The following is a 25,851-nucleotide window of genomic DNA, read 5'->3' on the forward strand; positions in this document are numbered from 1 at the left end:
CCCTTTCAGCCTTCGATTTTCGGTCTTCGGTCTCCAAAGGTTAAAGGCTGAAGGGGTGCGCGTGTGATGAACGGCGCACTTTTTTCCCCTTCAGCCTTCAGTCTTCAGTCTTCAGCCTTTATCCTTCAGTCTCGTCAGCCGACGGGCGCGGCGGTGTATCGGGACATGACCCATCCCACAGCGCCGTATGGGGTTCTGACGTTCAGCCAGCCGGGGGAACCACCAAGGACCGTGAGGACTTCGCCTTGTCGGACGCGTCCGATGACACCCAGATGAAGCCCCGGCCCGCTCCGGACATTCAGTGCCTTTACGGTGACGGATACGGTGCCTGAAACAGGGTAGGGCGCAGGGTAACCATACGCCGGCGCCGTATTCGAGTAGACGACGGTTCGGGGCGGGGGCGGGGTGAAAATGGCCGAAAGGACGACTCCGGTCAGAAGACCGATGCCCAGAGCCACCCAGACGTCGTCGCTATCTCCGTGATAATACCCGCCGTGTCCGTGATAACGGTGATACCCCCGGCCGGCGCCGGCAATCGTCGGCGTCGCGGCCATGAAGAAAACCGTGGTCAGAACGATGATGGTCTTTTTCATGGCTATCCCCTCTCTCTACGGGCCGGCAAGCCGATCATCGAAATGACCATTCCAATGATCACTTGACGTCTGCCCATATCCAAATCTAATACAGTTTTCAAAATGTTTCAACGCCCAATCGGGCGTCGCGTTTTTCGTCCCGATGCAACTTCCGGCTTTCATTGCGGAGACCGGATAGGGAGGCTGAAGAATAAAAAACCTTGGCCTTCTCTGCGTGCTTTTCGTGAGATATTTTTTCGCTCCGGGGGACGTTTGTCAAAAAGGATTCTCACGCAAAGCACGCAAAGGCGCAAAGGCGGATTGAAGTCTTGGGCTTTGATTTTTCCGTTGGATGATTTAGATTTACCGTCATATGCAACCTGATGCTGAAAGCGGAAAATTATGAAATCATCTGCCGCGGCCGCCGTGATTCATGCCGAGAAGCTGACCCGAACCTACACCTTGGGCGGAGCCCGGATTATCGGTATCGACGCCGTCGATCTGGATATCCCGGAAGGGGAACTGGTGCTGCTCAAAGGGGTGAGCGGTTCCGGAAAGAGCACGCTTCTGTCGCTTCTGGCGGGTCTTGACCGTCCCACCGGGGGACAACTCACCGTAGCGGGCCGCGACCTGATCCGGGCCTCGGGGCCTACCCTGGACGATTATCGTCGCCGTGTGGTGGGCATGGTGTTCCAGTCCTTCAATCTGATGCCGACCCTGAACGTCCTGGAAAACGTTTGTCTCCCGGCGCTTTTGGCCGGCCGTCCGGACACAGCCGTGCAAAGCCGGGCCGTCGAGCTCCTGGAATGGCTTGGCCTGGGCGCTCGCCTCACCCACCTTCCCGGTCAGCTTTCGGGCGGGGAGATGCAGCGGACGGCCATCGCCAGGGCGCTCATCAACGACCCTGCCGTGATCCTGGCCGACGAACCCACCGGCAATCTCGACACCCGGAACGGTGCCGTCGTCATCGAACTCCTGGCGGAGCTGAGCCGATCATCGAAAAAAACCGTTGTCATTGCCACCCACGGCAGCCAGGCCGACAAGGTCGCCACCCGGCGCATCCGCCTCAGGGACGGAAGAATCCAATGACACGACTGATTTTTTTGCTGCGCCTTTTCAGGTGGTTCAGCCTCCGCAACTTCAGGCTTCACCGGCGGCGCACCCTGGCTGTGGTGTTGGGAATCGCCCTTGGCGCCGCAGTGTTCACCAGCGTCCGGCTCTCCATCAACGCCGCCGTCGATGCCTTCGGCCTGAGCGTGGACCGGATCGCCGGAAAAGCCGATTGGACGGTTGTCCGGCCCGGCGGGCGTGTGCCCGAGGAGGCGGTGGGGATGCTGTTGCGCCATCCGTTGGTCGATAGCGCTTCGCCTTTATCCAGAACCTATGTGCGCTCGGCGTCGGGGTCGGAGACCCCGTTTCTCCTTGTCGGTCTCGATCCCATTCTCGACCGCCCCTTCAGGGGGTGGGCCGTGGACGGCGATTCGCAGAAGGCCGATTCTCCGGAGGAGCGCGCACCCATGGCGCTCATGACCCAACCCTACACCCTGGTGGGGGGACGACGGCTCCTGGATGTGCTTCAAAAGACGACCGGGGATATGGTCACGCTCCAGGGCGTCGGGGGGAGGCAGACCTTCCGTATCCTCGGCGTTCTGGACGGGGAGGGGATCTCCCAGGTCGACGGCGGTCGTGTCGTTTTAACGGATATCGCGACGTTCCAGGAATTCACCGGCGGATACGGGGTGGTGGATCAGATCGATATCCGTCTTCGGCCGCATGCGCCGGCCGACGCTCCTCAGACCCTTCAGGGCATCCTGCCGGACGGCCTTGTGCTCTCCCGGCCGACCCAGACCAGGGAGACCGGCCTGGGCATGATCCGCGCCTATCGGCTCAACCTGTCGGTGCTCAGCTTTGTTTCCCTGTTCGTGGGAATGTTCCTCGTCTATAGCCTCGTAGCCCTCCATGCGGCGTCCCGTCGGCGGGAAATCGCCGTCCTGAGGGCTGTGGGCGCCTCACGTCGGACGGTCCTTCTTCTGTTTCTGATGGAGGGCGCCTTCTTCGGCATTGCCGGATGGCTGGCGGCTTTTCCTGCAGGTGTCGTTATGGTCAATCTCATGGCGGAGGGGATCGGCAGGACCATCTCCACCCTGTTCGTCCATGTGACGGTCGACCGATTGAGCCTGGACGTCTGGGAGGTGCTGCTCTCTTTCGGCGTCACGCTGGCGGTTTCGGTGCTGGCGGCCCTGGCGCCGGCCCGTCAGGCCATGCAGGTGTCACCCCGTGAGGCGATGTCGCCGGGGGCACCCCATGCCGCCCACCGACGGACGGCTCGACGTCTGATGATCGCAGGCGCGCTTTTCATGGGATCGGTCTGGCCCCTATCCTGGATGCCCGCGGTATCCGGCATACCGTTGTCGGGATATGCCGCGACCTTTATGTTGTTTGCGGGATTTTCCTTCATGTCTCCTTTTTTCCTGGAGCGGATCGGTGTTCACCTCTCCCCGCTGCTCCGGCGCACGGCCGGCGTATCGGCTTACCTGGCGGGGCGCTATCTCCGGGACAGCGGGATACGGACGGCGGTTTCCGTGGGTGCCCTCATCACGGCGGTCGCCCTTTTTTCGGCTCTGGTCGTCATGATTCACAGCTTCCGGGCAACCGTGAGCCTTTGGGTCCAACAGACCGTGAGCGGGGATCTCTTCGTAACCCCCAGACTCGGCGAGGTCAATCATCACCGAACCCCCTTTGCGCCGGAGATCGCAAAAGCCATCTCGTCGATCGATATCCCCGCGGATCGGGTCCATTTCCGCCGATTCTACCTGACCTACGGCCGCGTTCCGTATCAGTTCGAGGCCATCGATTTTTCGACCTTTTTTCGTCATGGCGGCTACATCTGGATCGACGGCGAGGGCGATGCCGCGCGTCGGGCGCTTGCGGCCGGTCGGGGCGTCGTCGTGTCCGAGGTTTTCGCGAATCGCACGGGACTGGGCGTGGGCGATCTTTTCCGGGATCATATCGACGGCCATCCGGTGACGGTTCCCATCGTGGGCGTGATTCGGGACTATCGGTCCAAGGGAGGGGTGGTGTTCTTCTCCCTTGACCGGTATGAGGCCCTCCGGACCGAGGCCGGGAGACATGCCGGTTTTCCCGAGTGGAGCGGTGTCCGTTTCTTTTTCAAGGAACCCGGTTCGGATATCGGCGCTCGGGTCGATCGCCTGAAAGCGGAGATTCTTGCGCGTTGCGGCGATCGGGTCGACATGGTCGCGGGAGCGGAGCTGCGGCGAAACATTCTTCAGGTGTTCGACGAGACATTTTCCGTGACGACGGTTCTGTTGTTTATCGCCCTGGCGGTGGCTGCACTGGGCATTGCCACCACGCTTACGGTGCTGGTACTGGAACGGTCCCGCCAGCTCAATACCCTCTTCGCCATGGGCGGCAGCCGAGGCCAGATTCGAAGCATGATCGCCTGGGAAGCCGCTCTCATGGTGGCTGCCGGAGAGGTGGGCGGCCTTCTCTGCGGAGCCGTGCTGTCGCTGCTGCTGGTCTTCGTGATCAATCGACAGTCCTTCGGGTGGACATTCATCTACCAGGTGGACTGGGCGACGCTTCTGCTTTCCTTGCCCCTGATTTTTGTGACGACCATGGCGGCCGCCCTCCCGGCGGTACGGCGGGTGTTCCGGGAACCGCCGGCGGCGGTGCTGCGGGATGGTTGAATTCCGTCGGGCACGGCAGCCGAAACGCCCATTCGCGCGACGCGAAACAGTCGATGCGGCGGCGCCTTTGAACCGAGGATAGGAATATATGACACATGACGGCATCCAATGGTTGAGACGTCTGATGCGATGGTTGAAGTCCGTGGGCATCCTTGTGGTCCTGGGCACGGGGCTGGTGCCGCCGATCTGGGCTTCGGACTACAGCCAGGTCACGGGGCCTTGCGGGCTTGTCTTTCCCCGAGACCACGGCCCGCATGACGACTATAAGGTGGAGTGGTGGTACTACACCGGAAACCTGAAGACCGAGGAGGGGCGGCGGCTGGGATTTCAACTCACCTTCTTTCGCTCCCGTCTCGTGCCGCCGGGGAGGGAGAACGGTCTTCGGGTGCCTGCGTCGGGTTGGCGGGCACAAAACGTTATTCTGGGCCATGCCGCGGTTTCGGACCTGTCGGGCGAGCGATTTTATCACGCCAAATCGGCGGCCCGGGCAACCCTCGGAATGGCCCGGGCAGAGACCGCATCCGGCCGGACGTCGGTGATGTTGAAAAACTGGTCCATGGCGATCGGTCCCGACGGCCACAGGCTTTTCGCCGACGCTCCTGAATTTGGCATTCGTCTTCTGCTGCGTCCGGCAAAGCCTCCGGTCCCTCACGGCGACGACGGTTACAGCCGCAAAGGCTCAACCCCCGAAAGGGCCAGTTGCTACTATTCCATCACCCGCCTGATGACCGAAGGGACCGTTTCCCTGAAGGACGTGACGTTCCCGGTGACGGGGCTCGCCTGGATGGATCACGAATTCTCCACTGCGCCCCTGGAGCCCGGGTTGGCGGGATGGGATTGGTTCAGCATCCATCTCTCGGACGGCGCCGATGTGATGATCTATCTTCTGAGAAGCCCGGACGGATCCTTCCACCCCGCATCGAGCGGCACCTTTGTGGACCGGGACGGCCGAAGCCGGCATCTGGGCCGGGATGAATTCAGGGTGACGCCCGATGCGGTCTGGAAAAGCCCCCACTCCGGCGCCGTATATCCTTCGAAATGGCGGATCGATATCAACCCGTTGAACCTCCACCTGAAGGGCGGCGCAAATATCCCGGACCAGGAGATGGCGACGGGCGGCGCCGCCGGAGTGATCTATTGGGAGGGGAGCGTCTCGTTTACCGGGAGCCGGTCCGGCAACCCGCTTTCAGGTGAAGGGTATGTCGAACTGACGGGCTATGCCGAACCCTTGAACGTCCTGAGTGAGGATGGGAAGGACAGGCGCTCCCCCCGTTGATGAAGACGGATCCGCCGACCCTCTCCGTGGTTTCCCCCATCCCGATTTCGGCGGTCCCGTTTTATGGTTTTCAAAACAATAGTCTGTAAAATTAAGATATTCAGCGGGGCAACATATCGTCTTGACATCGATTTTTTCCGTCTTATTTTCTACACAATCTTTACGGATTTAACCTTATTTTTTAGGCGCTTATTAATTTTTTTTTGAAACAAAAATCGTATCTTGGTTCCAATTTTATATTCAACCCTATCGTTTTTGACCTTATTGGAAAGGCTAACCGGGAGAGTGTATTGGCCCATGACAGAAGAGAAAATGGAAGAAAAACCGATCGAAGAGGATCTTGAAGAGGTAAGTGCGGCGCCCTCCGAAACGGACGACGGCGCGGAGGTGGAATCTGAAGCGGAAGATGCGGTGGCGGCGTTGAAGACGGCGCTGGCGTCGGCGGAAGAGGCCGGCAAGGCGCATGAAGATCGCTTCCTGAGGCTCTATGCGGAGTTTGAGAACTACAAAAAGCGAACCGCCCGTGAGATGCAGGACTTCCGAAAGTTCGCCAACGAGGCTTTGATCAGGGACCTGCTTCCCGTGATCGACAATCTTGAACGGGCCATTCAGTCGTCGTCATCCCAGGAAAGCCCGCCGGAAGATATCCAAAGCTGCATTGTCGAGGGGGTCTCCATGACCCTCAACGAAATTCTGAAGGTCCTGGATCGGTACCACGTCAAACCGATCGACGCGTTGGAAAAGCCTTTCGACCCCAATTTCCACGAGGCGGTGGGGCAGGAATTGAGCGATGAACATGCGGACAACACCGTAGTGCGGGAATATCAGAAGGGTTATCTTCTCCACGACCGTCTGATACGTCCGGCAATGGTGGTGGTTTCCAAGGCGCCGTCGACGCCCGCCGGGGCGGAGCCGCCCGTATCGGCCGATGATGCGCCCGACGATCTGAACAATGAAGCGTAAACCAATGCGAGACCAGCATTTGAATAGACATCCTAAGGAGGAGAGGAAATGGGTAAAGTAATAGGCATTGATCTGGGAACGACAAACTCTTGTGTGGCGGTCATGGAGGGCGGAGAAGCGAAAGTGATCACCAATCCCGAAGGCGGCAGGACCACGCCGTCCGTAGTGGCGATCGCGGAGTCGGGAGAGCGGTTAGTGGGCCAGATCGCCAAGCGACAGGCGATCACCAATCCCGAGAACACGGTTTTCGGCGTCAAACGGCTCATCGGGCGAAAATTTGACTCCCGTGAGGTTCAGAACGACATCAAAGTTCTGCCGTATACCATTGAGAAAGCCCCCAACGGAGACCTCCGGGTCAACATTCGGGGCAAGCAGTACAGCCCCGCAGAGGTGTCCTCATTTATTCTGGGCAACATCAAAAAGACCGCCGAGGAGTATCTTGGAGAGACGGTGACGGATGCGGTGATTACCGTGCCGGCCTATTTCAACGACAGCCAGCGCCAGGCGACCAAGGATGCCGGAAAGATCGCCGGGCTCAATGTTCTCAGGATCATCAACGAGCCTACCGCGGCCTCGCTGGCCTATGGGCTCGACAAGAAGGCCGAGGAAAAGATCGCGGTGTTCGACCTTGGCGGCGGCACCTTCGATATCTCGGTGCTCGAAATCGGCGACGGCGTCTTCGAAGTCAAGGCGACCAACGGCGACACCCACCTTGGCGGCGAGGATTTCGATCTCCGCCTGATCGATTATCTGGCCGATGAATTCAAAAAAGACCAGGGCATCGACCTGAGGAAAGACAAGATGGCGCTTCAGCGGCTCAAAGAGGCTGCCGAAAAAGCCAAGATGGAGCTGTCGACCTCCATGGAGACCGATGTCAACCTGCCGTTCATCACCGCCGATGCCAGTGGCCCCAAGCACCTGAACATCCGGATCACCCGGACCAAGTTGGAGGGTCTGGTGGCGGATCTGCTGGACAATCTCGAGATGCCTTGCAAAATCGCAATGAAGGATGCCGGCCTTTCCAATGCAGACATCGACGAGGTCATCCTGGTGGGCGGCATGACGCGTATGCCGGCGGTTCAGGAGCGCGTCAAAAAGATTTTCGGCAAGGATCCCCACAAAGGCGTGAATCCCGACGAGGTCGTGGCCATCGGCGCCGCTATCCAGGGGGGAGTGCTGAAAGGCGACGTAAAAGACGTTCTCCTGCTCGATGTGACCCCCCTTTCCCTGGGTATCGAGACCCTGGGCGGCGTGATGACCAAGTTGATCGAGAAGAACACGACCATACCCACCAAGAAAAGCCAGGTCTTTTCGACGGCCACCGACAATCAGCCGGCGGTCTCCATCCACGTGCTCCAGGGCGAGCGGGAAATGGCCGCCAACAACAAGACCCTGGGCCGATTCGACCTGGCGGACATTCCGCCCGCGCCCAGAGGGGTGCCCCAGATCGAGGTCACCTTCGACATCGATGCCAACGGCATTGTGAACGTCTCCGCCAAGGATTTGGGCACCGGCAAGGAGCAGGCGATCAAGATCACCGCCTCCAGCGGCCTCAGCGAGGAAGAGATTCAGAAGCTGGTGAAGGAGGCCGAGTTGCATGCCGACGAGGACAAGAAAAAGAAGACCCTGGTGGAGGCCCGAAACCATGCCGACGCCTTGATCTACCAGACGGAAAAATCGATCAAGGATTTGGGCGGCAAGGTGGACGACGCCATCAAAAGCGATGTCGAGAGCAAGATCGGCAGCCTCAAAGAGGTCATGAAAGGCGACGACGCCGATGAGATCAAGCGCCTGAGCGACGACCTGATGCAGGCCTCTCACAAGCTGGCCGAGGCCATGTATCAGCAGGCATCCGAGAAGACCGGCGGTTCCAAGCCTGGTGAGGGTGCCCAGGGGGGAGCTGGATCCGGCGGCGGATCGGATGACGACGTTGTCGATGCCGACTTCGAGGAGGTCAAGGACAAATAGGCCGCAATAGGCCGCAACACGGACGTGTATGGCGCTGCATCCGTTTGTTTCGGATGAGACGCCGGAAATCCCGCGCCGCTGGTCGGCGCGGGATTTTTTTGGCACGGGTCGGCGCTATTTTTTTCGCCAGTTTCCGGCGTCGTCCTGATACCATTCCCCGGCTCGCGTCAGATTCCGGAACTTCAGGGCAAAGCGACGACCGACCAGATCCGGCGTGGTGCCCTGCTGTGTTGCGATCCTCTCGAAAAGCGCTGCGCGATCCGCGTTTTCGGCATTGACGACATCGGTTCGGGTCCTGGGGCCTATGAACGCCAGATACCCATTATTGTTTTCGCCGATGATCCCTTTCGCCTTGAGGGCATCGATCACCGGCAAACGGGCTTCCATTCGAGACGTAATATCTTCCTGGGCCCCGGCGATGCCCATGACGACGACACTGCCGAGGAGAAAGGTAAGCAACGCGATAGCGATTCTTGACGGCATGTTGACCTCCTGACGGGATGGGGTTAGTCTTTTTCGGTGTCCGGAGACGAGATCGGCGTTTCGGATGTTTCGCTTTTCCGATATTTGTAGACGTCGTCGATGATATCGTCCAAGGCACGGTCCACCTTGACGTTGACGTCGATGGTGATGTGGATGGGCTTCACCTCGACGGGCTTGACGTCGACCTGATGATACGTCTGGCAGCTCTGCATGAACAGAAACGACAGGTGCATCATCACCAGCAGTATTTTTTCGATCATCTGCGTGCTTCCTTTCCGACGAATGGTTGATGGGGCTTTCCCGCCCGGTCGGTCCCGCTACCGGACCATCTCCATCAGCCCCTTGTAGCGGAGGATTTTATCCAGGGGCAGCCCCAGGTTTACGTCCAGCCGTATCCCCTCGAACCGCGATCCGGGATGGCCGGCTTCCACCCGGACGAATCCGCCGAAGGTCTCGTTGTAGACAAACGGGAGGGGGGATGTCGGGCGGCCGTCGAATTGCAGCGCCAGGCGAAGGTATTCCCCCTCGGTGGCGAGCCTCAGTCTGACCCAGTCGTATTCATAGGATTTCAAGGCCTCCATCGCCAGATCGACCTGGGCGAACTGGGGGGTGTCTCTGGGGATGCCCGCCGTGAGGACCTCGGCGGCGGAGACGTGAATCACGCCGCCGTCTCCCGGGGTGGAGTAGAGAAAGCCGTCGTCGAACACCAGGCGTCCCTTCCGAAGCCGTATGGGAAGCCGTCCGTTGACGGCGCCGTTGCCCTCGGCCCGGGCCACCCCGAGTTGATCGAGCAGGCGGGCGAGATTGAGCCTGTCGCAGTACAGGACAAGATCGGCATCCGTCGTGCCGGGGGATATCCTGAACGAACGGGCGTCCACATTCCCGCCGCACCATCCAAAACGTCCCCTTTCGACGAGGACGACCGTTTCCGGCTCGATCTGAAAGCGGATATCGACGTTTTCGAGCTGGATTTCACCCAAGGTCATCCGTTCGACGGCAAGACGCTGATCCGAAGCGCTCCTTACAACGGGAAACTCCGGAAAACAGAGGTCGAGGCGCATATTCTCCATTCGAATCCCCTTTTCCCTGTGCGTTATGCGACCGCCGGAGAGAGCGACTTGCATCTCACCCGCCGGGGGCCCTTCGCCGCCTGCGTCCATGCGGCCCTTTACCGTCAGAATACCCTCGATCACCGCCCCTTCGGCGGCCGATCCGAACCGACCCAGATCCAGGGGCACGGACGGGCGGTATCGCGTCGACCAGGACAGGGCGAAGGGCATCCCGGGGGAAAGGAACGGGGCATCGCCGGTTATTTTCAGGACCAATCCCGGTAATGTGCGACTGAAGAAACGGCCTTCGAACCCTAATCCCCGGGGCCCGCGACGGAGGCCGCCTTTCAGGGCCCCCATGTTTTGACCTTGCCACCGAAGGGCGGCCATGGTGCAGGTACCCCGCTGTTCAGCTTCGGTCCAGGGCCATGCCAGGGGAAGGGCCGCCTGGATGCCGGCGATCCTCACGCGCTGATCCGGAACCTCTACGACGCCGTCGCTAATCTCGGCGCTTCCCTCGAAGCTGAGGCCTGTCGTCCGGGAGAATCGCCCCTTTCCGGAGACGTTTGAAGACGGGATGCGCGCCGTCGTGCGTTCGGATCCCGTTCCCGTCGAGACACGGGTCTCGACTGCCCGGAGTGCCGCTGCGACTCGGGCGTTTTCAAAATTCTCGAAGCGAATCTCCCCGTCGAGGGCCAGGGATGCCATGCCCGCATCGACCCCCGGCGCGGCCACCCGTATCGGACCGGTTTCAGCGACGCACCGTAGGATGCCGCCGTTGAATTTCCCCTCCCCGGATACGGCGACGCGGGGAATGGCGCCATGGACGATGCCCTTACCCCATTTGACGCTCGCCGAGGCGGAAGGGTTTACAGGATCCGGGGTCGTGAGCGTCAAACGCCATGTGCCCGAAGGCGACAGGCCGAAAGTAAAGACGATGGGAAGGGGGATGTCGCCGCTTTTTTCGGTACCGTCGTTCCCATGGGCTTCGGACGGAGGAATGCGGAAAACCGCGTTCCCCCGCCCCTCGACGCCGTCGTCCGTGAGGGTGATCCGTGCGGCGAGCCGGGACAGGAGCGCCGGCAGGGGGGACACCAGGGAGAGGTCTGCAAGCCGGATCTCCCATGTGTGGATGTCGGTCGCGGCGAGGTCGAGGGATATGGGGTGAGGACCGTCAGGGTCCTGGACCGTCAAGGGGCCGGTTCGGATCCGGGAGCGGTCGGATTCGAAGTGTACCGCGGCCTTCTGCAGGGCAAAAGGGGTTATCTGAAAGTCGGCATCCGCCGCGACGGTCAGACTGCCGGAGGCGGTGGTTTCGAAGGGCAAGCCTGCGGCCCGTATCAGAGACGCTATCGAAAGGTCGGGGGCCGAGATGTGCCACCGGGCGTGCCCGGAGGTGACGTCCACCGCTCCTTCCACCGTGATATCACGGTCGAAAAGGGCGGCGTCGATGCGGGCCTTAAATCGGTCGGCTGGTTCCGGAGGAGTGGTCATGCGGAGATCCACGGGAATGGCGAACACCTGATTTTTCCATGTGAATCGAATCCGGGAATGCCGGATCTCGATCGTCTCCGGGAGGAAGGCCGGTCGCAGGGACCCGTCGGCGGATGAATCCGTGGACGAAAACCGTTTCATCAGGCCGCCGAGGTCGATGCCGCGAATGAAAAAACCGTCTTCGCCGATGCCGCACCATATCTCCAGGCCCGTGATCGCGACCCGTTGGATGTGACGCCGGACCGGCGCTGTCGGGGCGTAGTCCAGACGAAAGGACTCCGCGATCAATGCCGGTGCGCCGACGGGTCCGATGCGGATCTTTGCGATGTCCGCACCGGTCGCCCCGATACGGCGGACGTCCCAGCGGAATTCAGGCAGACCGTCCCCGGACGCGGCACGGTAAAACGCCTCCGAGCCGAGGTAAGCCGGCAACAGCGCGGCGATGCCGACGAAAATGACGCCGACTAGGCCTATCAGCATGAGACCAGAACCGACAAGCAGTCGCCGCCGCTTTCGTTGAACAACCATTCTCGCTCCGGTGACGATGTCGTCTATCGGTTTTCGTGGGGGCGGTTACCCACCGTAATCCAGGGCTTCTTCCGCGTTCCGCAGTTCATCCGACGTGATCAGGTTTTTTTCCACCATGAGATCTCCGATGCCCGCCTCACGCAGGTCTTCGTTTTCGAGGATGCTGTCGATCCCCTTGTAAAGGATCTCTTTTCGATTTCCGGGGCTGAAAAGGGTGTGGTTCAGCGTGATCTCCGATTTGGGAAGAACGGCGAAGCTGTTGTCGATGTAGATGAAATGGTGGGTGAGCACATAGTAAACGGCGTATCCGACGATACCCGTCAGGATCAGGTTTTTGATCCGCTTGTTCATCATGCCGTATCTCCGCTCCTTTCCGTCGGCGCGGGAATGCGCTGTCCGTATCCGTGAAGTCGTCAGCCGAGGTGCACCTGTTTGACCGAGAGAATGACCGGCAGAGATTTGATCTCCGCGAGCGTCTCTTCGTCGGCGGGAGAGTCGATGTTGACCAGGCACACGGCCCGATCGTCCCGTCGCCCCAGTTGAAAGCGGCCGATATTGACGTTGTGACGACCCAGCGTGGTCCCCACATGGCCGATGACGCCCGGTTCGTCGATGTTCTGAATGACGATCATCGATCCGTCGGGAATGGCGTCGAGGTAGACGTCGCCCATGCGGATAAGCCGCGGATATTTATTCTCGTAAATGGTTCCCCATATTTCGTTGGGGGCATCCTGCGCGCCGTCGACCTTCAGTTTGATGAGGCTGGAAAAGTCTTCCTGCGACTGGTCCGTGGTCTCCCTGACCCGTATCCCCTTGTCCAGGGCGATGGCCCGGGCGTTGACGTAGTTGATGGGGGTGTCGGTGTAGGCCCCCAGAAGTCCCTTGAGAAGCGCGTGGGTCACCGGCCGGGTCGACAGCCTGGAGATTTCTCCGCTGTAGGTGACGGTGACGTCGTGGACCGCTCCGACGAGCTGCCCGATGAGCGCCCCCATCTTTTCGGCCAGGTTGAGGTGAGGGCGAAGCCGGGCCATCTCCTCCATGGAGACCGACGGGAAATTGACGGCGTTGGTAATGACCCCGTCAAGAAGATAGGCGGCCATCTGTTGGGCGATCATCCGGGCCACGTTCACCTGGGCCTCCCCCGTGCTGGCGCCGAGATGGGGGGTGAAGATGATGTTGGGGTGGCTGAGAATCGGCAGGCTCGGGTCCGGCGGCTCCTTGGGGAAGACGTCCAGGGCCGCGCCGGCGATATGTCCCCCGGACACGGCGGCATAAAGGTCGTCCAGGTTCACCACCTCCCCCCGGGAACAGTTGATGAGCCGCGCCCCCGGCTTCATCCGGGCCAGCGTATCGGCATTGATGAGGTTTTCCGTTTCTTTGAGGCGGGGGACGTGAAGCGTGATAAAATCGGATTGCGCCAGGAGTTGGTCGAGGTCGACCAGGTGAACGCCCATCTTGACCGCCGCTTCCGGGCTTACGAAGGGATCCGCGGCGATGACCTTCATCTTGAGCCCCAGGGCGCGCTCCGCAACGACCCGGCCGATATGCCCCAATCCCACGATCCCCAGGACCTTGCCGGTGATCTCCACGCCGATGAGGCGTTTCTTTTCCCATTTCCCCTCCCGCAGGGATGCGGTGGCCTGAGGAATATTCCGGGCCAGGGCAAACATCATGGACAGGGCGTGTTCGGCCGTCGTCACCGTATTGCCGCCGGGGGCGTTCATGACCACGATGCCTTTTTTCGTCGCGGCCGCCTGATCGATGTTGTCCACACCGATACCGGCGCGTCCGACGACCTTGAGCCTGCCGGCGTTTTCAATCACGTGCGCCGTGACCCGGGTACCGCTCCGAACGGCGAGACCGTCGAATTCACCGATGACCTTGGCGAGGGCTTCGGGATTCGAGGTGGTCTTGTCGTTGTCCACCACCACCTCGATTCTGCCGGTCGCCTCCAGAATGTCTTTTGCTACAGGGGACATGTTGTCCCGTATCATGACTCTGTACATCGTCTGTTTCTCCTTGTGAATCCGATGGATGTTCACCTCCCCCGGTCGACGCCCTCAACCGGTCCTGCATGGCTCCCCTCAAATCGGCGGTGTAGTTGTTCATTTGTTAAAATACGGGAAAAAGTCAATGAAAAAAAATTGTTCGGCACGGTCCGGCACTGCTTTTTCCCCCTGTGCCGACAGCTCGGGGGATAGACGAAACTGTAATTTATTTTCCATCAAACAAACAAATTTGTAACTTGTATGTTCCCCAATCGCTTCCAGCATTCGATATTCAGATGTTGTATTGTTTTTGATTTCAACATGTTTTTTCTTATTCTGCAATGGTGGCACATGGATTGCTTATCATCATGCGAAGTTCGATTCAATAAAAAATCCGTCGCCGTTTCGATCCGTTGTACCGGCGGCGACCAAAGCGGCGGGATGAACGTCCATCACAATCGAAGGAAAGCCATGCCGGAGTCAACTTCAGAAAACCGATATGTCGACGCCTCGAGAACGCTTCAGGAAAAGCGGCGGGAAATGGTCTCCCGGTTCTTTACGGGGGATGCCGATGATTTTACGGCGGCGTATTCCCGGCTTCTCGATGATTATTTCAGGGAAAGCTTCGAAAACAGCATGATCGGTCCCCGCATGGGCATCGACAAAAACCCTTATGCCATCATCGCTCTGGGGGGGTATGGTCGCCGGGAACAGTGCGTCCATTCCGATGTGGACATCCTCTTCCTTTTTAAAAAAGAACTCCCCAAAAAGGCCGAAGCCCTCATCCGTGAAATCATCTATCCCCTGTGGGATATCGGCCTGGATATCGGTCATGCCGTGCGGTCCCTCAAGGATTGCATGAGCCTGGCCGCCAGGGATTTTGAAGTGCTCATGTCGCTTTTGGACGCTCGCTTCGTCTGCGGGATGTCGCCGCTTTATACGGAAATGGCGGATCGACTCCGGGAAAAAATCCTTTTTCGTCGCGGTCGCAAGATCGTCGACTGGCTCACCGCGAGGCTCCGGGATCGGCACCGGGTTTTCGGAAATCCCGCCTGCCTGTCCGCGCCGAACCTCAAGGAAGGCCGGGGCGGGCTTCGGGATTATCATGCCCTGCTGTGGCTCTCCCATGTGCGGTTCGGCCTGAAACATCCCCGGGATCTGGAATATCACGGTCACCTTTCCCATGAGGAATATCAGGACCTGGAGCGCTCATTGGCATTTGTCCTACGGGTGCGGAGCGGGCTTCACATCCTCGTCCGGCGCAAATACGATCGACTCCATCCGGATCACCAGGTCGAGCTGGCCGAGCGGTTCGGCTACCGACGGGATCCGAGGCAGCATGCCGTTGAGCGGTTTCTGGGGGAACTCCACGGAAACATGGGGTTTATCCATCAGACCTGCCTCGGGTTCGTCCAGGAAACGGAATCGGCCGGGAAACGTTTCGGCCTCGGGCAAAAGGCCGTCAAGGTCGGTGTTGCCGGGATTGAAATCCGGCGACGGGGACTCGTCTTCGGTTCCGTCAAAACGATCATGAACCAACCGGAGAACCTCCTTCGCGTTTTCGAAGAGAGCGTTCGGCTGGGCCTGCCCCTCGGCCGCGAGACCCGGCGGCTGGTCCGGGAATTCCGGCACCTCATGGATGGAGAGCGCATTCGTTCCCACCGTGTGCGCCGGGCCCTGGAGAAGGTGCTGATTCAGCCCGTTTCCGGCGGTCATGATGTCCTTGGAGCGCTTCACGCCACCGGCATGCTCTCCCAGTTGATTCCAGAGATGGAAACCGTCGTGAACCGCGTTGAATACGACACATGCCACGTCTATCCCCTGGATCGCCACCTGTTGGAAACGGTTGTCGCCGTGGCCCGGCTCGGTGCCGCCGATGCGGGGACGCGTGAAAGCCTGGAGGCGTCCGTGGATACGGACCTCTGCCGCACCCTTCTGGAGGAGGAGATAGACGACCGGCGTCCCCTGGTCTGGGCGGCGCTGTTTCACGACATGGGCAAGGGGTGTCCGGATCGGCATCATGCCGAGGCCGGTGAAGCCGTCGCCCGTTCCGCTCTGGCGCGCCTGGGATATTCCCGGGAGATGATCGATACGGTGGCTTTTCTGGTCCGTAACCATCAACGCCTCCCGCATACCGCGATGCGGCGGGATATCGACAGCGAAGAGACGCCCCGTTTCCTGGCCCGGTTGATCGGCGACATCCCCCGACTGAATATGCTCTATCTTCTCAGCGTTGCCGACCTCAAGGCCACGGGCCCAACCGCCTGGAACGCCTGGACGGCGGCGTTGCTCCGAAGTCTCTTCCTCAAGGCGGCCCGCCGGCTTTTGGACGGGGAATCGGTTTCCGTAAACGCCTTCGATACGTCCCGGGAAAAGATTCGGGACGTCATGGCGGTCTTGGCCTCCTCCCGGGACCGATCGGATGCAGCATCTCTTTTCAGCGTCATGTCGTCCCGGTATCTCCTCGCCACGCCCGCATTCGAGATTCGGGAACACGTCGCGCTTTTCCGGACGCTGGGGGAAAAACCCTTTGTCTGGAAAATCGATCGAAGGGCCGTACCCGACACCCGGAGGGTGGTGGTCCTGGGCCGCGATCTTCCCGGTTTTTTTTCCAACATCGCCGGCGTGCTTGCCCTGAATCGAATCGATGTTCTCGACGCCCGGATTCATACGTGGCGAAACAACGTCGTCCTTGCGGTTTTTACGGTCACGCCGCCCCCTGATCCGCTTTTCGAGGATGAGCGCTGGGTTCGGGCCGCCCGGGAGCTTTTGGCCGTCATTCGGGGAAATCTGGATATCGGTCGAATCCTGGAGGATCGGGCGTCCCCCCCGCGGGCGGCCCTGCCTGCGGCGCCGCCCGACAGCATCCATATCGACAATGCCGACTCCGGCGTCTTTACCATCATCGAGGTCCATACCCGCGATGGACCGGGGCTGCTCTATCGGCTGACCCAGGCCTTGTTTCGGTGCGGCCTTGACATCCTGAGCGCCCGGATTGCCACCCGGGGGGATCATGTCGTCGACGTCTTTTACGTCAGGGACTTCGACGGCCGCAAGATAGCATCCGCCGAAGCGACGGCGCGGGTCCGATCCCAAATCGCGTCCGTCCTGTCGGCATCGGCATACGAAACGTCGTCGTCCGATGCATGCCGGCCGCCGCCCATTTCGTACAACGGGGAACCATAGGGTTTCGGGGGGCATGAGAAGCGGAGATTTTCATCATCATTCGTTCAAGCATCATCGCCTCATGGATAATCATACTTTAATAACGGGAGAGAAAAATGAAATCGGGAGAAAAATGGCGCATGAAATGTAAACTTATCTTACTGACGGCTGTCCTGACGGTGTTGCCCTTTTCGTCGGCCTTCGCCCAGGATGTTATGAACAGCGGCGATACAGCCTGGATCATCGTTTCGTCGGCCCTGGTCATGATGATGACACCGGCCGGTCTGGCGTTGTTTTACGGCGGCATGTCGCGGTACAAGAATCTGTTGAACACGCTTGCCATGACGTTCATCGCCTACTGCCTGAGCAGCATCGTCTGGGTTCTATGGGGATACACCCTGGCCTTCGGGCCGGACGTCGGGGAGTTCATCGGCGGTCTGGACTACCTTTTCCTTGACGGCATTACCGTGGGAAGCCTCACCGGAACGATTCCCACCACCGTTTTCGTCGTGTTTCAGATGACCTTCGCGGCCATCACCGTAGCTCTGGTGCTGGGCTCCATCGTCGATCGTATGAAGTTTTCTTCGTGGATCGTTTTCGTCGTTCTGTGGCTCACCTTTGTCTACAGTCCGGTTTGTCATTGGGTGTGGGGCGGCGGATGGATGCACGCCATGGGCGCTTTGGACTTCGCGGGGGGCAACGTGGTCCACATCAACGCCGGTGTCGCGGGGCTGGTCTTATCCGCCATGGTAGGCAAACGGATCGGCTACGGCAAGGATGCCATGTTCCCCTCGAGCATTACCTTGACGGCCCTGGGGGCCGCCATGCTATGGTTCGGCTGGTTCGGTTTCAACGCCGGCAGCGCGCTGGCCGCCGACGGCGTGGCCGCATCAGCCTTCCTGGTGACCAACACCTCAGCGGCCATGGGGGCCATTGCCTGGATGGCCGCGGAATGGTATGTGAACAAACGCCCGACGGTTCTGGGCATTGCATCGGGCGTGGTGGCCGGCCTCGTCTCCATCACCCCCGCCGCCGGTTTCGTCGACATGAAGGCCGCCCTGGTAATCGGTCTGGTGGCCGGCGCGTTCGGCTTCTACAGCGTCGCCGTCCTCAAGCGCAAGCTCGGATACGACGACTCCCTGGATGCTTTCGGCGTCCACGGCATGTGCGGCATATGGGGCGCCTTGGCTACGGGCATCTTCGCGAATCCGGCCATTACGGGCGGGGCGGCCGGGCTTCTCTACGGGAACCCCCGTCAGATATGGATCCAGTTCGTCTCCGTTATTGCCACGGCCCTGTTTTCGGCTTTGGCCACCTTCATTGTGGTGCTGGTGACCCGGGTTGTCACCGGTGGGCTTCGGGTCGAGGAGGATGACGAGGTCAAGGGGCTTGACGGGGCTATCCACGGTGAACGTGGTTTTGAAATTGAGTTTTAAATATAACTGAAGGAGGAACGACCATGAAAAAGATCGAGGCGATCATCAAACCCTTTAAACTGGACGACGTCAAGGAGGCGCTGAACGAGATCGGCATTCAGGGGATGACGATCTCGGAAGTCAAGGGTTACGGCCGCCAGAAGGGGCACAAGGAGATCTACCGGGGAGCTGAATATGTGGTCGATTTTATACCGAAAATAAAGATCGAGATCGTTGTGGAATCCGCTTGGGTCGACAGGGTGGTGGAAAAGATTCAGGAAGCCGCCTACACCGGAAAACTTGGAGACGGAAAGATATTCGTATTGTCGGTTGAAAAGGCGATTCGGGTTCGCACCGGAGAAAAGGGCAACGAGGCCATCTGACCGCGTTCAAATACCGTTTTTCAATTTTGTCACCGGAAGATCAGGGCGGACACGTAGGGGCGGACCTGTGTGTCCGCCCTTGAGTTTTGTGATAAAACCGCTCTGAATCAGACAGTTTCTTGACTTGGGCGTCAAAACTATTTATGAATCTGGTTTGCATGTTATCAATAACCGATGGTTCTTCGGATTGTAATCCCGGGAAAGCGCGTGACGTCATGCGGCGACGGGTAAGGGGCGCTACCGAACGCCTGATCCGGAGGCCTGGGAATCAGAACTCGTGGAAAGTTGAGTACAGTCACATCATGATGAAAGAAAAAATAACCGGCCTGATCCTTCGGTCGGCGGCGAAGGCCCATGAAGCGGGGATCCTGCCGTCGGCCGAATTTCCGCCGGTCGAGGCCGAATCGCCCAAGATCCCGGCTCACGGGGATTTTTCCACCAACATGGCCATGGTGATGGCCGCAACCCAGAAAATGGCGCCCCGCAAGATTGCCGAAGCCATTGTCGCCCATCTTTCGGACCCCGAGGGTCTTCTTTCCGGGACCGAGATAGCAGGTCCGGGGTTCATCAATTTTTTTGTCCGACCGGAGGCCTGGCATCCGGTGTTGGATGCGGTCCACGCCGCTGACGGCCGTTATGGCGCCGTCGATCTCGGCCGTGGACGGAAGGTGCAGGTCGAATTCGTCAGTGCCAACCCGACGGGACCGCTTCATGTCGGCCACGGCCGTGGTGCCGCGGTGGGCGACAGCGTGGCCAACATTCTCTCCTTCTGCGGATACGATGTGCAGCGGGAATATTACATCAACGATTCGGGACGACAGATCCAGACCCTCGGACGCTCCGTATTCCTTCGCTACAAGGCGCTTGCCGGCCGAACCGTCGACTTTCCCGACGAGTACTACCAGGGAGATTACATTGTCGATCTGGCGCGGCAGATTCATGCGGACAAGGGCGAGAGCCTCCTGGACGGCGACGAGACGACCGCCGTCGACTATTGCGCCCGGTTTGCCGCCGATGCCATCCTGGACGGCATCCGTCGGGATCTGGAGACCTTCGGCGTCCGGTTCGATCAATGGTACAGCGAGCAGACCCTTTATGATTCGGGACGGGTCGACCGGACGATCCGGGACTTCCGGGAGCGGGGGCTCATTTATGAAAAGGAAGGGGCTCTCTGGTTCAAGACCACCGATTACGGCGATGAAAAGGATCGGGTCGTGGTCCGGGCCAACGGCCTGACCACCTATTTCGCCTCGGATATCGCCTACCACCGGGACAAGTACGACCGGGGAATGTCTCGGGTCATCGATGTGTGGGGGGCGGACCACCACGGCTACATCCCCAGAATGACGGCGGCCATCGAAGCATCGGGCATGCGCCGCGAGCAGTTTGACGTCATTCTCGTTCAACTCGTCAACCTGCTTCGGGGCGGAACACCCGTGGCCATGTCGAGTCGCGCGGGCCAATTCGTGACCCTGAAGGACGTTGTCGACGAGGTGGGAGCGGATGCCGCCCGATTCATCTTTCTGACCCGGCATTACGAGAGCAAACTTGATTTTGATCTGGAGTTGGCCAAAAAGAAAAGCAACGAAAACCCCGTTTATTACGTCCAGTACGTTCACGCCAGGATATCGAGCATTCTTGCCAAAGGGGCCGAATCGGGCATCGAAGCGATTTCCCGGGACACCGGAAAGGCCGCCGTTTTGACCGCGCCGGAGGAGATCGGCCTGATCAAGCTCATGGATCGATACCCCGAGGTGATCGAGGCCGGCTGCCGCCTGATGGAGCCCCATCGGATCACTTACTTCCTGATGGAATTCGCCGCGGCGTTTCATGCCTATTACAACCGGCATCGCGTGCTCACGGACGACCCCGATGTGACCTGCGCCCGCCTGCGGCTCGTCATGGCGGTCCGGAAGATCATTCGAAACGGCCTGACGTTGTTGGGCGTATCCTCGCCGGAGAAGATGTGAGGCAACGGGCGTCATGAAAAAAGGATTGAAATCCCGGCCCCTGACCCGGAAAACGGCCCGGGAGTATAAGCCGCCCAAGGAAAAGGGGCTCAAGGGCCCGGTGTTCCGATGGGGCTTCATGCTCTTTGTCGCCGTGTGGATGTTCGTTCTGGGGATCGTCGTGGGCCGCTACGCAACGCCGGTCGATTTCGATCCGGAACAGATTGAAAAGGAGCTGGCCGAGCTTCGCGCCGCCGAGATCCAGAAAGAGAAGGAGCGCCTGAAGGCCGAGGCCAAAGCCCTTTACGACATGGACCTCGACTTTTACGAGGATCTGAAAAATCCGTCCCGGGCACCGGCGGGGACCGAGCGGCCTGAGACGTCCAAGGATATCGCCCCGGCGGGTCCTCCGATGATCAAGCGTCCCCTGTCGACCAAGTACAGGGCTTCGGCCAGGCCCGAAAGCAAGGTGGTCTCACCGGCCAAAGCCGAACCCGCCGGAAATCCGCCGCCGCCCAAATCATCCGCTCCGGTTTCTTCCATGCCGCAGCCGGAGGAGGGCGGCCGCTTTGCCGTTCAAGTGGCCTCCTTCGTTCTGGCATCGGATGCGGATCGGACGGTGGCCATGCTCAAGAAACAGGGATATGCCGGCGTTTACCGCACTGCGGAAAACATTCCGGGAATCGGTGTGCGCTATCGGGTCAGGGTCGGGCAGTTCAGTAACCCCGTTTCGGCCCGGGGCGTCCTGACCCGACTCAAAAACTCGGACAATTTCCGGGACGCCTTTATCCTGAAACAATGAACAACCGACTCCGAGCCGTGTTGAAGGGCGTGGGGTAATGCGGTTCCGGCGGATGCCAATCGATATGGAGCAGTCATGAAAATCACCAAGGAAGAGGTCCTGCATGTGGCGAAGCTCGCCCGTCTCGACATGGACGACGATGCCGTGGAAAAATTCTCGGATCAGATCGGCACGATCCTGTCTTACATGGATTCCCTGAACGGGGTGGACACCGAAGGGGTCGCGCCCACGTCCCACGCCATCTCCCTGAACAACGCCTTTCGGGAAGACGAGGAGACGGGGAGTCTGGACCGTGACGCGGCCCTGGCCAATGCGCCGGAAAAAGAGGACGGCTGTTTTGTCGTCCCCAGGATTGTGGGATAGGGAGGCTATGGATGAAGCTGTATGAACTGACGATTCATGAAGCCCACGACCTTTTGCGGCGAAAGGAGATCTCCGCCGTCGAATTGACCGGCTCGGTTCTGGACCGCATCCGGGAGATCGATCCCCGGGTGGGGGCCTATATAACGGTGGCGAAGGAGACGGCCCTGTCCCGGGCCGCGGCGGCGGACCGCACTGTCGCCGAGGGCCGGATCGGGCCGCTCACCGGCATTCCCCTGGCCGTCAAGGACCTGATCTGCACCCGGGGGCTTCGAACGACCTGCGCCTCCAGAATTCTTGAAAATTTCGTTCCCCCCTATGATGCAGCCGTGATCGAGGCGCTGAACGCCGAAAACGCCGTCATCATCGGGAAGGTGAATATGGACGAGTTCGCCATGGGCTCCTCCACCGAAAACTCCGCCATGGGCATCACCCGAAATCCTTGGGATCTCTCGCGAATTCCCGGCGGCTCCAGCGGCGGCTCGGCGGCGGCGGTGGCTGCGGACATGTGCCTGGGGGCTTTGGGATCGGACACGGGGGGCTCGATCCGCCAGCCGGCGTCTCATTGCGGCGTGGTAGGGTTGAAACCGACTTACGGCCGGGTATCCCGTTACGGGCTGGTGGCCTTTGCCTCATCCCTCGACCAGATCGGCCCCCTGACGAAGGATGTGACCGACTGTGCGCTGGTCCTGTCGGCCATTGCGGGACACGACCGGCGGGATTCCACCTCGGTACCCCGGCCGGTGCCCGACTATACCGCGGCCCTTCGATCCGATATCGCGGGCATCAGGATCGGCCTGCCCAGGGAGTATCATTCCGCGGAGGGGCTGTCGCCCGAGGTCTCGTCGGCCGTCCGGAGCGCCGTCGAGGTTCTGGAGGGCATGGGGGCTCGATGCGTCGAGATCTCCCTGCCCCACGCCGAATATGCCGTGGCGGCCTACTATCTCATCGCGCCGTCCGAGGCATCTTCCAACCTGGCTCGATACGACGGGGTGAAATACGGTTTTCGGGACCGGGAGCCCGGGGATTTGCTGGAGATGTACCGGGGCACCCGATCCCGAGGGTTCGGGCCCGAGGTTCAACGGCGGATCATTCTGGGGACCTATGCGTTGTCGGCCGGATATTACGATGCATATTATGGAAAAGCATCCCAGGTGCGGACCCTGATCGTGACGGATTTCAGGAAGGCCTTCGATGTCTGCGACGTCATCCTTTCGCCGGTCGCCCCGACGCCGGCGTTTCCCATCGGGGAGAAGGTGGACGATCCGCTCACCATGTACCTTTCGGATATCTTCACCCTCTCGGCGAACCTGGCCGGCATTCCGGGGATGTCGGTTCCGTGCGGGTTTTCCGCCGAAGGGTTGCCCATCGGCCTGCAGCTCATGGGCAATCATTTCGACGAGGAGACCCTTCTCAAGGTCGGGTATGCCTTTGAGCAGGCAACGACGGTTCATCTCAAAAAACCGGTGTTGCCTTAAGTGGTCCGAACGCGGCCGCAAGGAGAATCATCATGAGCATTCAGCCCCAGGGAGAGGATCTGCGAAAAGCGGTGAAGTGGATCGCAGCGGAACGAAAATTCAATCCGGATAAAGACATCGGCCTGCTGATCCGGGAAGCCTGTGCCCGGTTTGACCTGTCGCCGCTGGACGCGGAATTTCTGGACCGCTTTATACGGGAAAAGAAATTATCGGATTTATAAGACGTGACGACGATCAAGGTTCTTCCGGAGACCCTCTCCAACAAGATCGCCGCGGGTGAAGTGGTGGAGCGCCCGGCCTCCGTGGTCAAGGAACTCATGGAAAACGCTCTGGATGCCGGCGGCACCCGCATCGTCGTATCGGTGGAGAAGGGCGGCCGCGCGCTCATTCAGGTGGCGGACAACGGCACCGGTATGACCCCCGACGACGCGCTGCTTTCCATCGAGCGCTATGCGACCAGCAAAATATACGATGATGGGGACCTTTTCGCCATCGGCACCCTGGGCTTTCGGGGAGAGGCTCTGCCCAGCATCGCCTCCGTGTCCCGCCTCGCCATGGAAACCCGTCATCGGAGCCGGGACACCGGCGTGCGGATCGAGATGTCGGGTGGAACCCTTGGGAAGGTTACGGAGATCGGGGCTCCCGTCGGCACCCTCGTCGCCGTGCGGGATCTGTTTTTCAACACCCCCGCCCGGCGAAAGTTCCTGAAGACCGTGGCCACGGAAATGAGCCATATCAGCGAGGTGGTTTCCAACATAGCCGTGGGGTGGCCGCAGGTCGCCGTCACCCTCCGGCACGACGGGCGAGAGGTGAAATCCTGGCCGGTCGCCGCGGATTCCGCCGAGCGGGCGGCGGACGTTATCGGCCGCACCATCGACGGGGACCTTCTCCGTGTGGATCGTTCGGCGGACGAGGTCTCCGTGACCGGCTGGATCGCATCCTCCGGCGTCACCCGATCGACCTCCCGCGGCATCTATCTCTACGTCAACGGCCGCTGCATCCGGGACCGGGTGATCCAGAACGCCCTGTTTTCGGGATATCGCGGTCGGATCATGAAGGGACGATTTCCCGTGGCGGTCCTGTTCGTCTCCGTGCCGCCGGACCGGGTGGACGTCAACGTCCACCCCGCCAAAAGCGAGGTCCGCTTTTCGGATCCACAACAGATTCACCGCCTTGTCGAGACGGCCGTCTCCAGTGCCCTGGCATCGGCGGGGCGATCCGGGAAGATGTCTTCTCCCGAAGCCGCCGCGCCTCGTGAAGCCCCTCCGTTTTTTCAGACAGGGGGCGCATCCGGGTTTGGCGCTCCGGCGGATGTCCGAGCGGCGTCGCTTGAGATGTCCGGGCCGCCGCGAACGGCGGAAGATGTTGCCGGCTACCCCGTTTCAGCGGCCTCCCCGGACGGCGGCGAGAAGGTGGAACAACCCCTCCGGAACATCTCGCCGCCGGTGCAGGCGCCCGTGTGGGAGAAGCGTTTTTTCGCCGATCTCGCCGTCATCGGCCAGTTCAGGGATACCTATATCATCTGTGAGACGGGAAGCGACCTGATCCTCATCGATCAGCATGCCGCCCATGAGCGGATCTACTATGAACAGCTCACTCTGCGGGCGGCCGACATTCGCCGGATCTCCCAACGCCTGTTGATTCCCGAAACCGTCGACCTCAATTACCGGGAGGCCGATATCCTGCGAAGTCTGGTTCCGTCCTTCGATGCGGTGGGCATGGAGATCGAACCCTTCGGCGGAAACACCTTCGCCGTGAAATCCCTTCCGCCATTCCTGTCAGGGCGACCGGTCACGCCCATGATCGTCGAAATTCTGGAAAAGACGGCGGAGGTGGGCGTCGCGACCGGGATGGACCGGATTGTGGAGGAAAGCCTGATGGTGATGGCATGCCACGGCGCCATTCGGGCCAACCGCAAGCTCTCGAATCCCGAGATTCGGCATCTCCTCACCCAGCTGGATGCCTGCGAAAACCCCTCTCACTGCCCTCACGGCCGGCCTACCTGGATCCAGTGGCCGGCGCGGTTCCTGGAAAAAGCCTTCCATCGCGTTGTCTGATGCCACGGCGCCGGACTTCGGGACGATTCGCAAGCCCTGTTCGGCAATCAATAAAAATATGAAAGTACAGAGAATTTTCTTGCAAAACAATTTTTGGCCGTGGTAAAAAACGAACGCTCGCTTTATAGGTTTCGGCATCTGTACGATCGGTCATCTCTCTGCCAAAAAAGGGACGGCGGCAAGGGCGACGAGACGCTGCTCTCAGGACACGACC

The 25,851-nt window shown here is 60.2% G+C and carries 21 protein-coding genes; 14 read left to right on the forward strand and 7 right to left on the reverse strand.

The features are described from left to right. Positions 1-134: 134 nt before the first annotated feature. The gene (locus AB7S84_RS07055; RefSeq protein WP_020875808.1) at positions 135-593 is read right to left on the reverse strand and encodes an SH3 domain-containing protein; all 459 of its coding nucleotides are present in this window, start codon (positions 591-593) and stop codon (positions 135-137) included. A 381-nt stretch (positions 594-974) separates the two neighbouring features. On the opposite strand from AB7S84_RS07055, the gene AB7S84_RS07060 reads away from it, so the two are divergent. The 5 genes from AB7S84_RS07060 to dnaK all read left to right on the forward strand — a co-directional run bounded on the left by AB7S84_RS07060 (position 975) and on the right by dnaK (position 8,486). After that, positions 975-1,661: an ABC transporter ATP-binding protein gene (locus AB7S84_RS07060; RefSeq protein ID WP_020875809.1), complete on the forward strand. Its 687-nt coding sequence runs from the start codon at positions 975-977 to the stop codon at positions 1,659-1,661. Further along, a complete protein-coding gene (locus tag AB7S84_RS07065) occupies positions 1,658-4,279 on the forward strand; it encodes an ABC transporter permease (protein ID WP_020875810.1) in 2,622 nt (873 codons plus the stop codon). The genes AB7S84_RS07060 and AB7S84_RS07065 overlap by 4 nt, the downstream gene beginning before the upstream one ends. An 88-nt stretch (positions 4,280-4,367) precedes the next feature. Further along, positions 4,368-5,555, forward strand: coding sequence for a lipocalin-like domain-containing protein (locus AB7S84_RS07070; RefSeq protein WP_020875811.1), 1,188 nt, complete (start codon positions 4,368-4,370; stop codon positions 5,553-5,555). A 297-nt stretch (positions 5,556-5,852) separates the two neighbouring features. Then, complete coding sequence (gene grpE, locus AB7S84_RS07075) at positions 5,853-6,518, forward strand: nucleotide exchange factor GrpE (protein WP_052018533.1); 666 nt, start codon at positions 5,853-5,855, stop codon at positions 6,516-6,518. Between the two features lie 48 nt (positions 6,519-6,566). After that, the gene (dnaK, locus tag AB7S84_RS07080; RefSeq protein ID WP_020875813.1) at positions 6,567-8,486 is read left to right on the forward strand and encodes a molecular chaperone DnaK; all 1,920 of its coding nucleotides are present in this window, start codon (positions 6,567-6,569) and stop codon (positions 8,484-8,486) included. Between the two features lie 114 nt (positions 8,487-8,600). On the opposite strand, the gene AB7S84_RS07085 is transcribed toward dnaK, so the two are convergent. From AB7S84_RS07085 to AB7S84_RS07110, 6 genes are all read right to left on the reverse strand, one after another. Beyond that, positions 8,601-8,969 carry a YdbL family protein gene (locus AB7S84_RS07085; protein ID WP_020875814.1) on the reverse strand — a complete coding sequence of 123 codons (369 nt, stop codon included), beginning with the start codon at positions 8,967-8,969 and terminating at the stop codon, positions 8,601-8,603. A 23-nt stretch (positions 8,970-8,992) separates the two neighbouring features. After that, positions 8,993-9,229: a YnbE-like lipoprotein gene (locus AB7S84_RS07090; RefSeq protein ID WP_020875815.1), complete on the reverse strand. Its 237-nt coding sequence runs from the start codon at positions 9,227-9,229 to the stop codon at positions 8,993-8,995. 57 nt (positions 9,230-9,286) lie between these two features. After that, a complete protein-coding gene (locus AB7S84_RS07095) occupies positions 9,287-12,040 on the reverse strand; it encodes an intermembrane phospholipid transport protein YdbH family protein (protein WP_020875816.1) in 2,754 nt (917 codons plus the stop codon). 45 nt (positions 12,041-12,085) lie between these two features. Beyond that, positions 12,086-12,394 (reverse strand): hypothetical protein, encoded by a 309-nt coding sequence (locus AB7S84_RS07100; protein WP_040414727.1) that lies wholly within the window; start codon positions 12,392-12,394, stop codon positions 12,086-12,088. 59 nt (positions 12,395-12,453) lie between these two features. Further along, a complete protein-coding gene (serA, locus tag AB7S84_RS07105) occupies positions 12,454-14,046 on the reverse strand; it encodes a phosphoglycerate dehydrogenase (RefSeq protein ID WP_020875818.1) in 1,593 nt (530 codons plus the stop codon). Positions 14,047-14,145: 99 nt separating this feature from the next. Further along, entirely contained in the window at positions 14,146-14,379 is a 234-nt protein-coding gene (locus AB7S84_RS07110) for a hypothetical protein (protein WP_159449723.1), read from the reverse strand. A 120-nt stretch (positions 14,380-14,499) separates the two neighbouring features. Between AB7S84_RS07110 and glnD the strand changes: the two genes are divergently transcribed. The 9 genes from glnD to mutL all read left to right on the forward strand — a co-directional run bounded on the left by glnD (position 14,500) and on the right by mutL (position 25,637). Next, positions 14,500-17,214, forward strand: coding sequence for a [protein-PII] uridylyltransferase (glnD, locus tag AB7S84_RS07115; protein WP_020875819.1), 2,715 nt, complete (start codon positions 14,500-14,502; stop codon positions 17,212-17,214). A gap of 119 nt (positions 17,215-17,333) precedes the next feature. Next, positions 17,334-18,629 carry an ammonium transporter gene (locus tag AB7S84_RS07120; RefSeq protein ID WP_040414737.1) on the forward strand — a complete coding sequence of 432 codons (1,296 nt, stop codon included), beginning with the start codon at positions 17,334-17,336 and terminating at the stop codon, positions 18,627-18,629. 23 nt (positions 18,630-18,652) lie between these two features. After that, on the forward strand, positions 18,653-18,991 hold the full coding sequence (locus AB7S84_RS07125; RefSeq protein ID WP_020875821.1) for a P-II family nitrogen regulator: 339 nt from the start codon (positions 18,653-18,655) through the stop codon (positions 18,989-18,991). A 305-nt stretch (positions 18,992-19,296) separates the two neighbouring features. Further along, positions 19,297-20,961 carry an arginine--tRNA ligase gene (argS, locus tag AB7S84_RS07130; protein ID WP_040414740.1) on the forward strand — a complete coding sequence of 555 codons (1,665 nt, stop codon included), beginning with the start codon at positions 19,297-19,299 and terminating at the stop codon, positions 20,959-20,961. Between the two features lie 13 nt (positions 20,962-20,974). Further along, the gene (locus AB7S84_RS07135; protein ID WP_020875823.1) at positions 20,975-21,742 is read left to right on the forward strand and encodes an SPOR domain-containing protein; all 768 of its coding nucleotides are present in this window, start codon (positions 20,975-20,977) and stop codon (positions 21,740-21,742) included. Between the two features lie 75 nt (positions 21,743-21,817). Then, on the forward strand, positions 21,818-22,105 hold the full coding sequence (gene gatC, locus AB7S84_RS07140; RefSeq protein WP_020875824.1) for an Asp-tRNA(Asn)/Glu-tRNA(Gln) amidotransferase subunit GatC: 288 nt from the start codon (positions 21,818-21,820) through the stop codon (positions 22,103-22,105). 11 nt (positions 22,106-22,116) lie between these two features. Beyond that, the gene (gatA, locus tag AB7S84_RS07145) at positions 22,117-23,580 is read left to right on the forward strand and encodes an Asp-tRNA(Asn)/Glu-tRNA(Gln) amidotransferase subunit GatA (RefSeq protein WP_020875825.1); all 1,464 of its coding nucleotides are present in this window, start codon (positions 22,117-22,119) and stop codon (positions 23,578-23,580) included. A gap of 32 nt (positions 23,581-23,612) precedes the next feature. Next, positions 23,613-23,801 (forward strand): hypothetical protein, encoded by a 189-nt coding sequence (locus tag AB7S84_RS07150; protein WP_020875826.1) that lies wholly within the window; start codon positions 23,613-23,615, stop codon positions 23,799-23,801. 3 nt (positions 23,802-23,804) lie between these two features. Next, positions 23,805-25,637: a DNA mismatch repair endonuclease MutL gene (gene mutL, locus AB7S84_RS07155; RefSeq protein ID WP_020875827.1), complete on the forward strand. Its 1,833-nt coding sequence runs from the start codon at positions 23,805-23,807 to the stop codon at positions 25,635-25,637. Positions 25,638-25,851 lie beyond the last annotated feature (214 nt).

Source organism: Desulfococcus sp. (genome assembly GCF_050178255.1).
GTDB classification, from domain to species: domain Bacteria; phylum Desulfobacterota; class Desulfobacteria; order Desulfobacterales; family Desulfococcaceae; genus Desulfococcus; species Desulfococcus multivorans.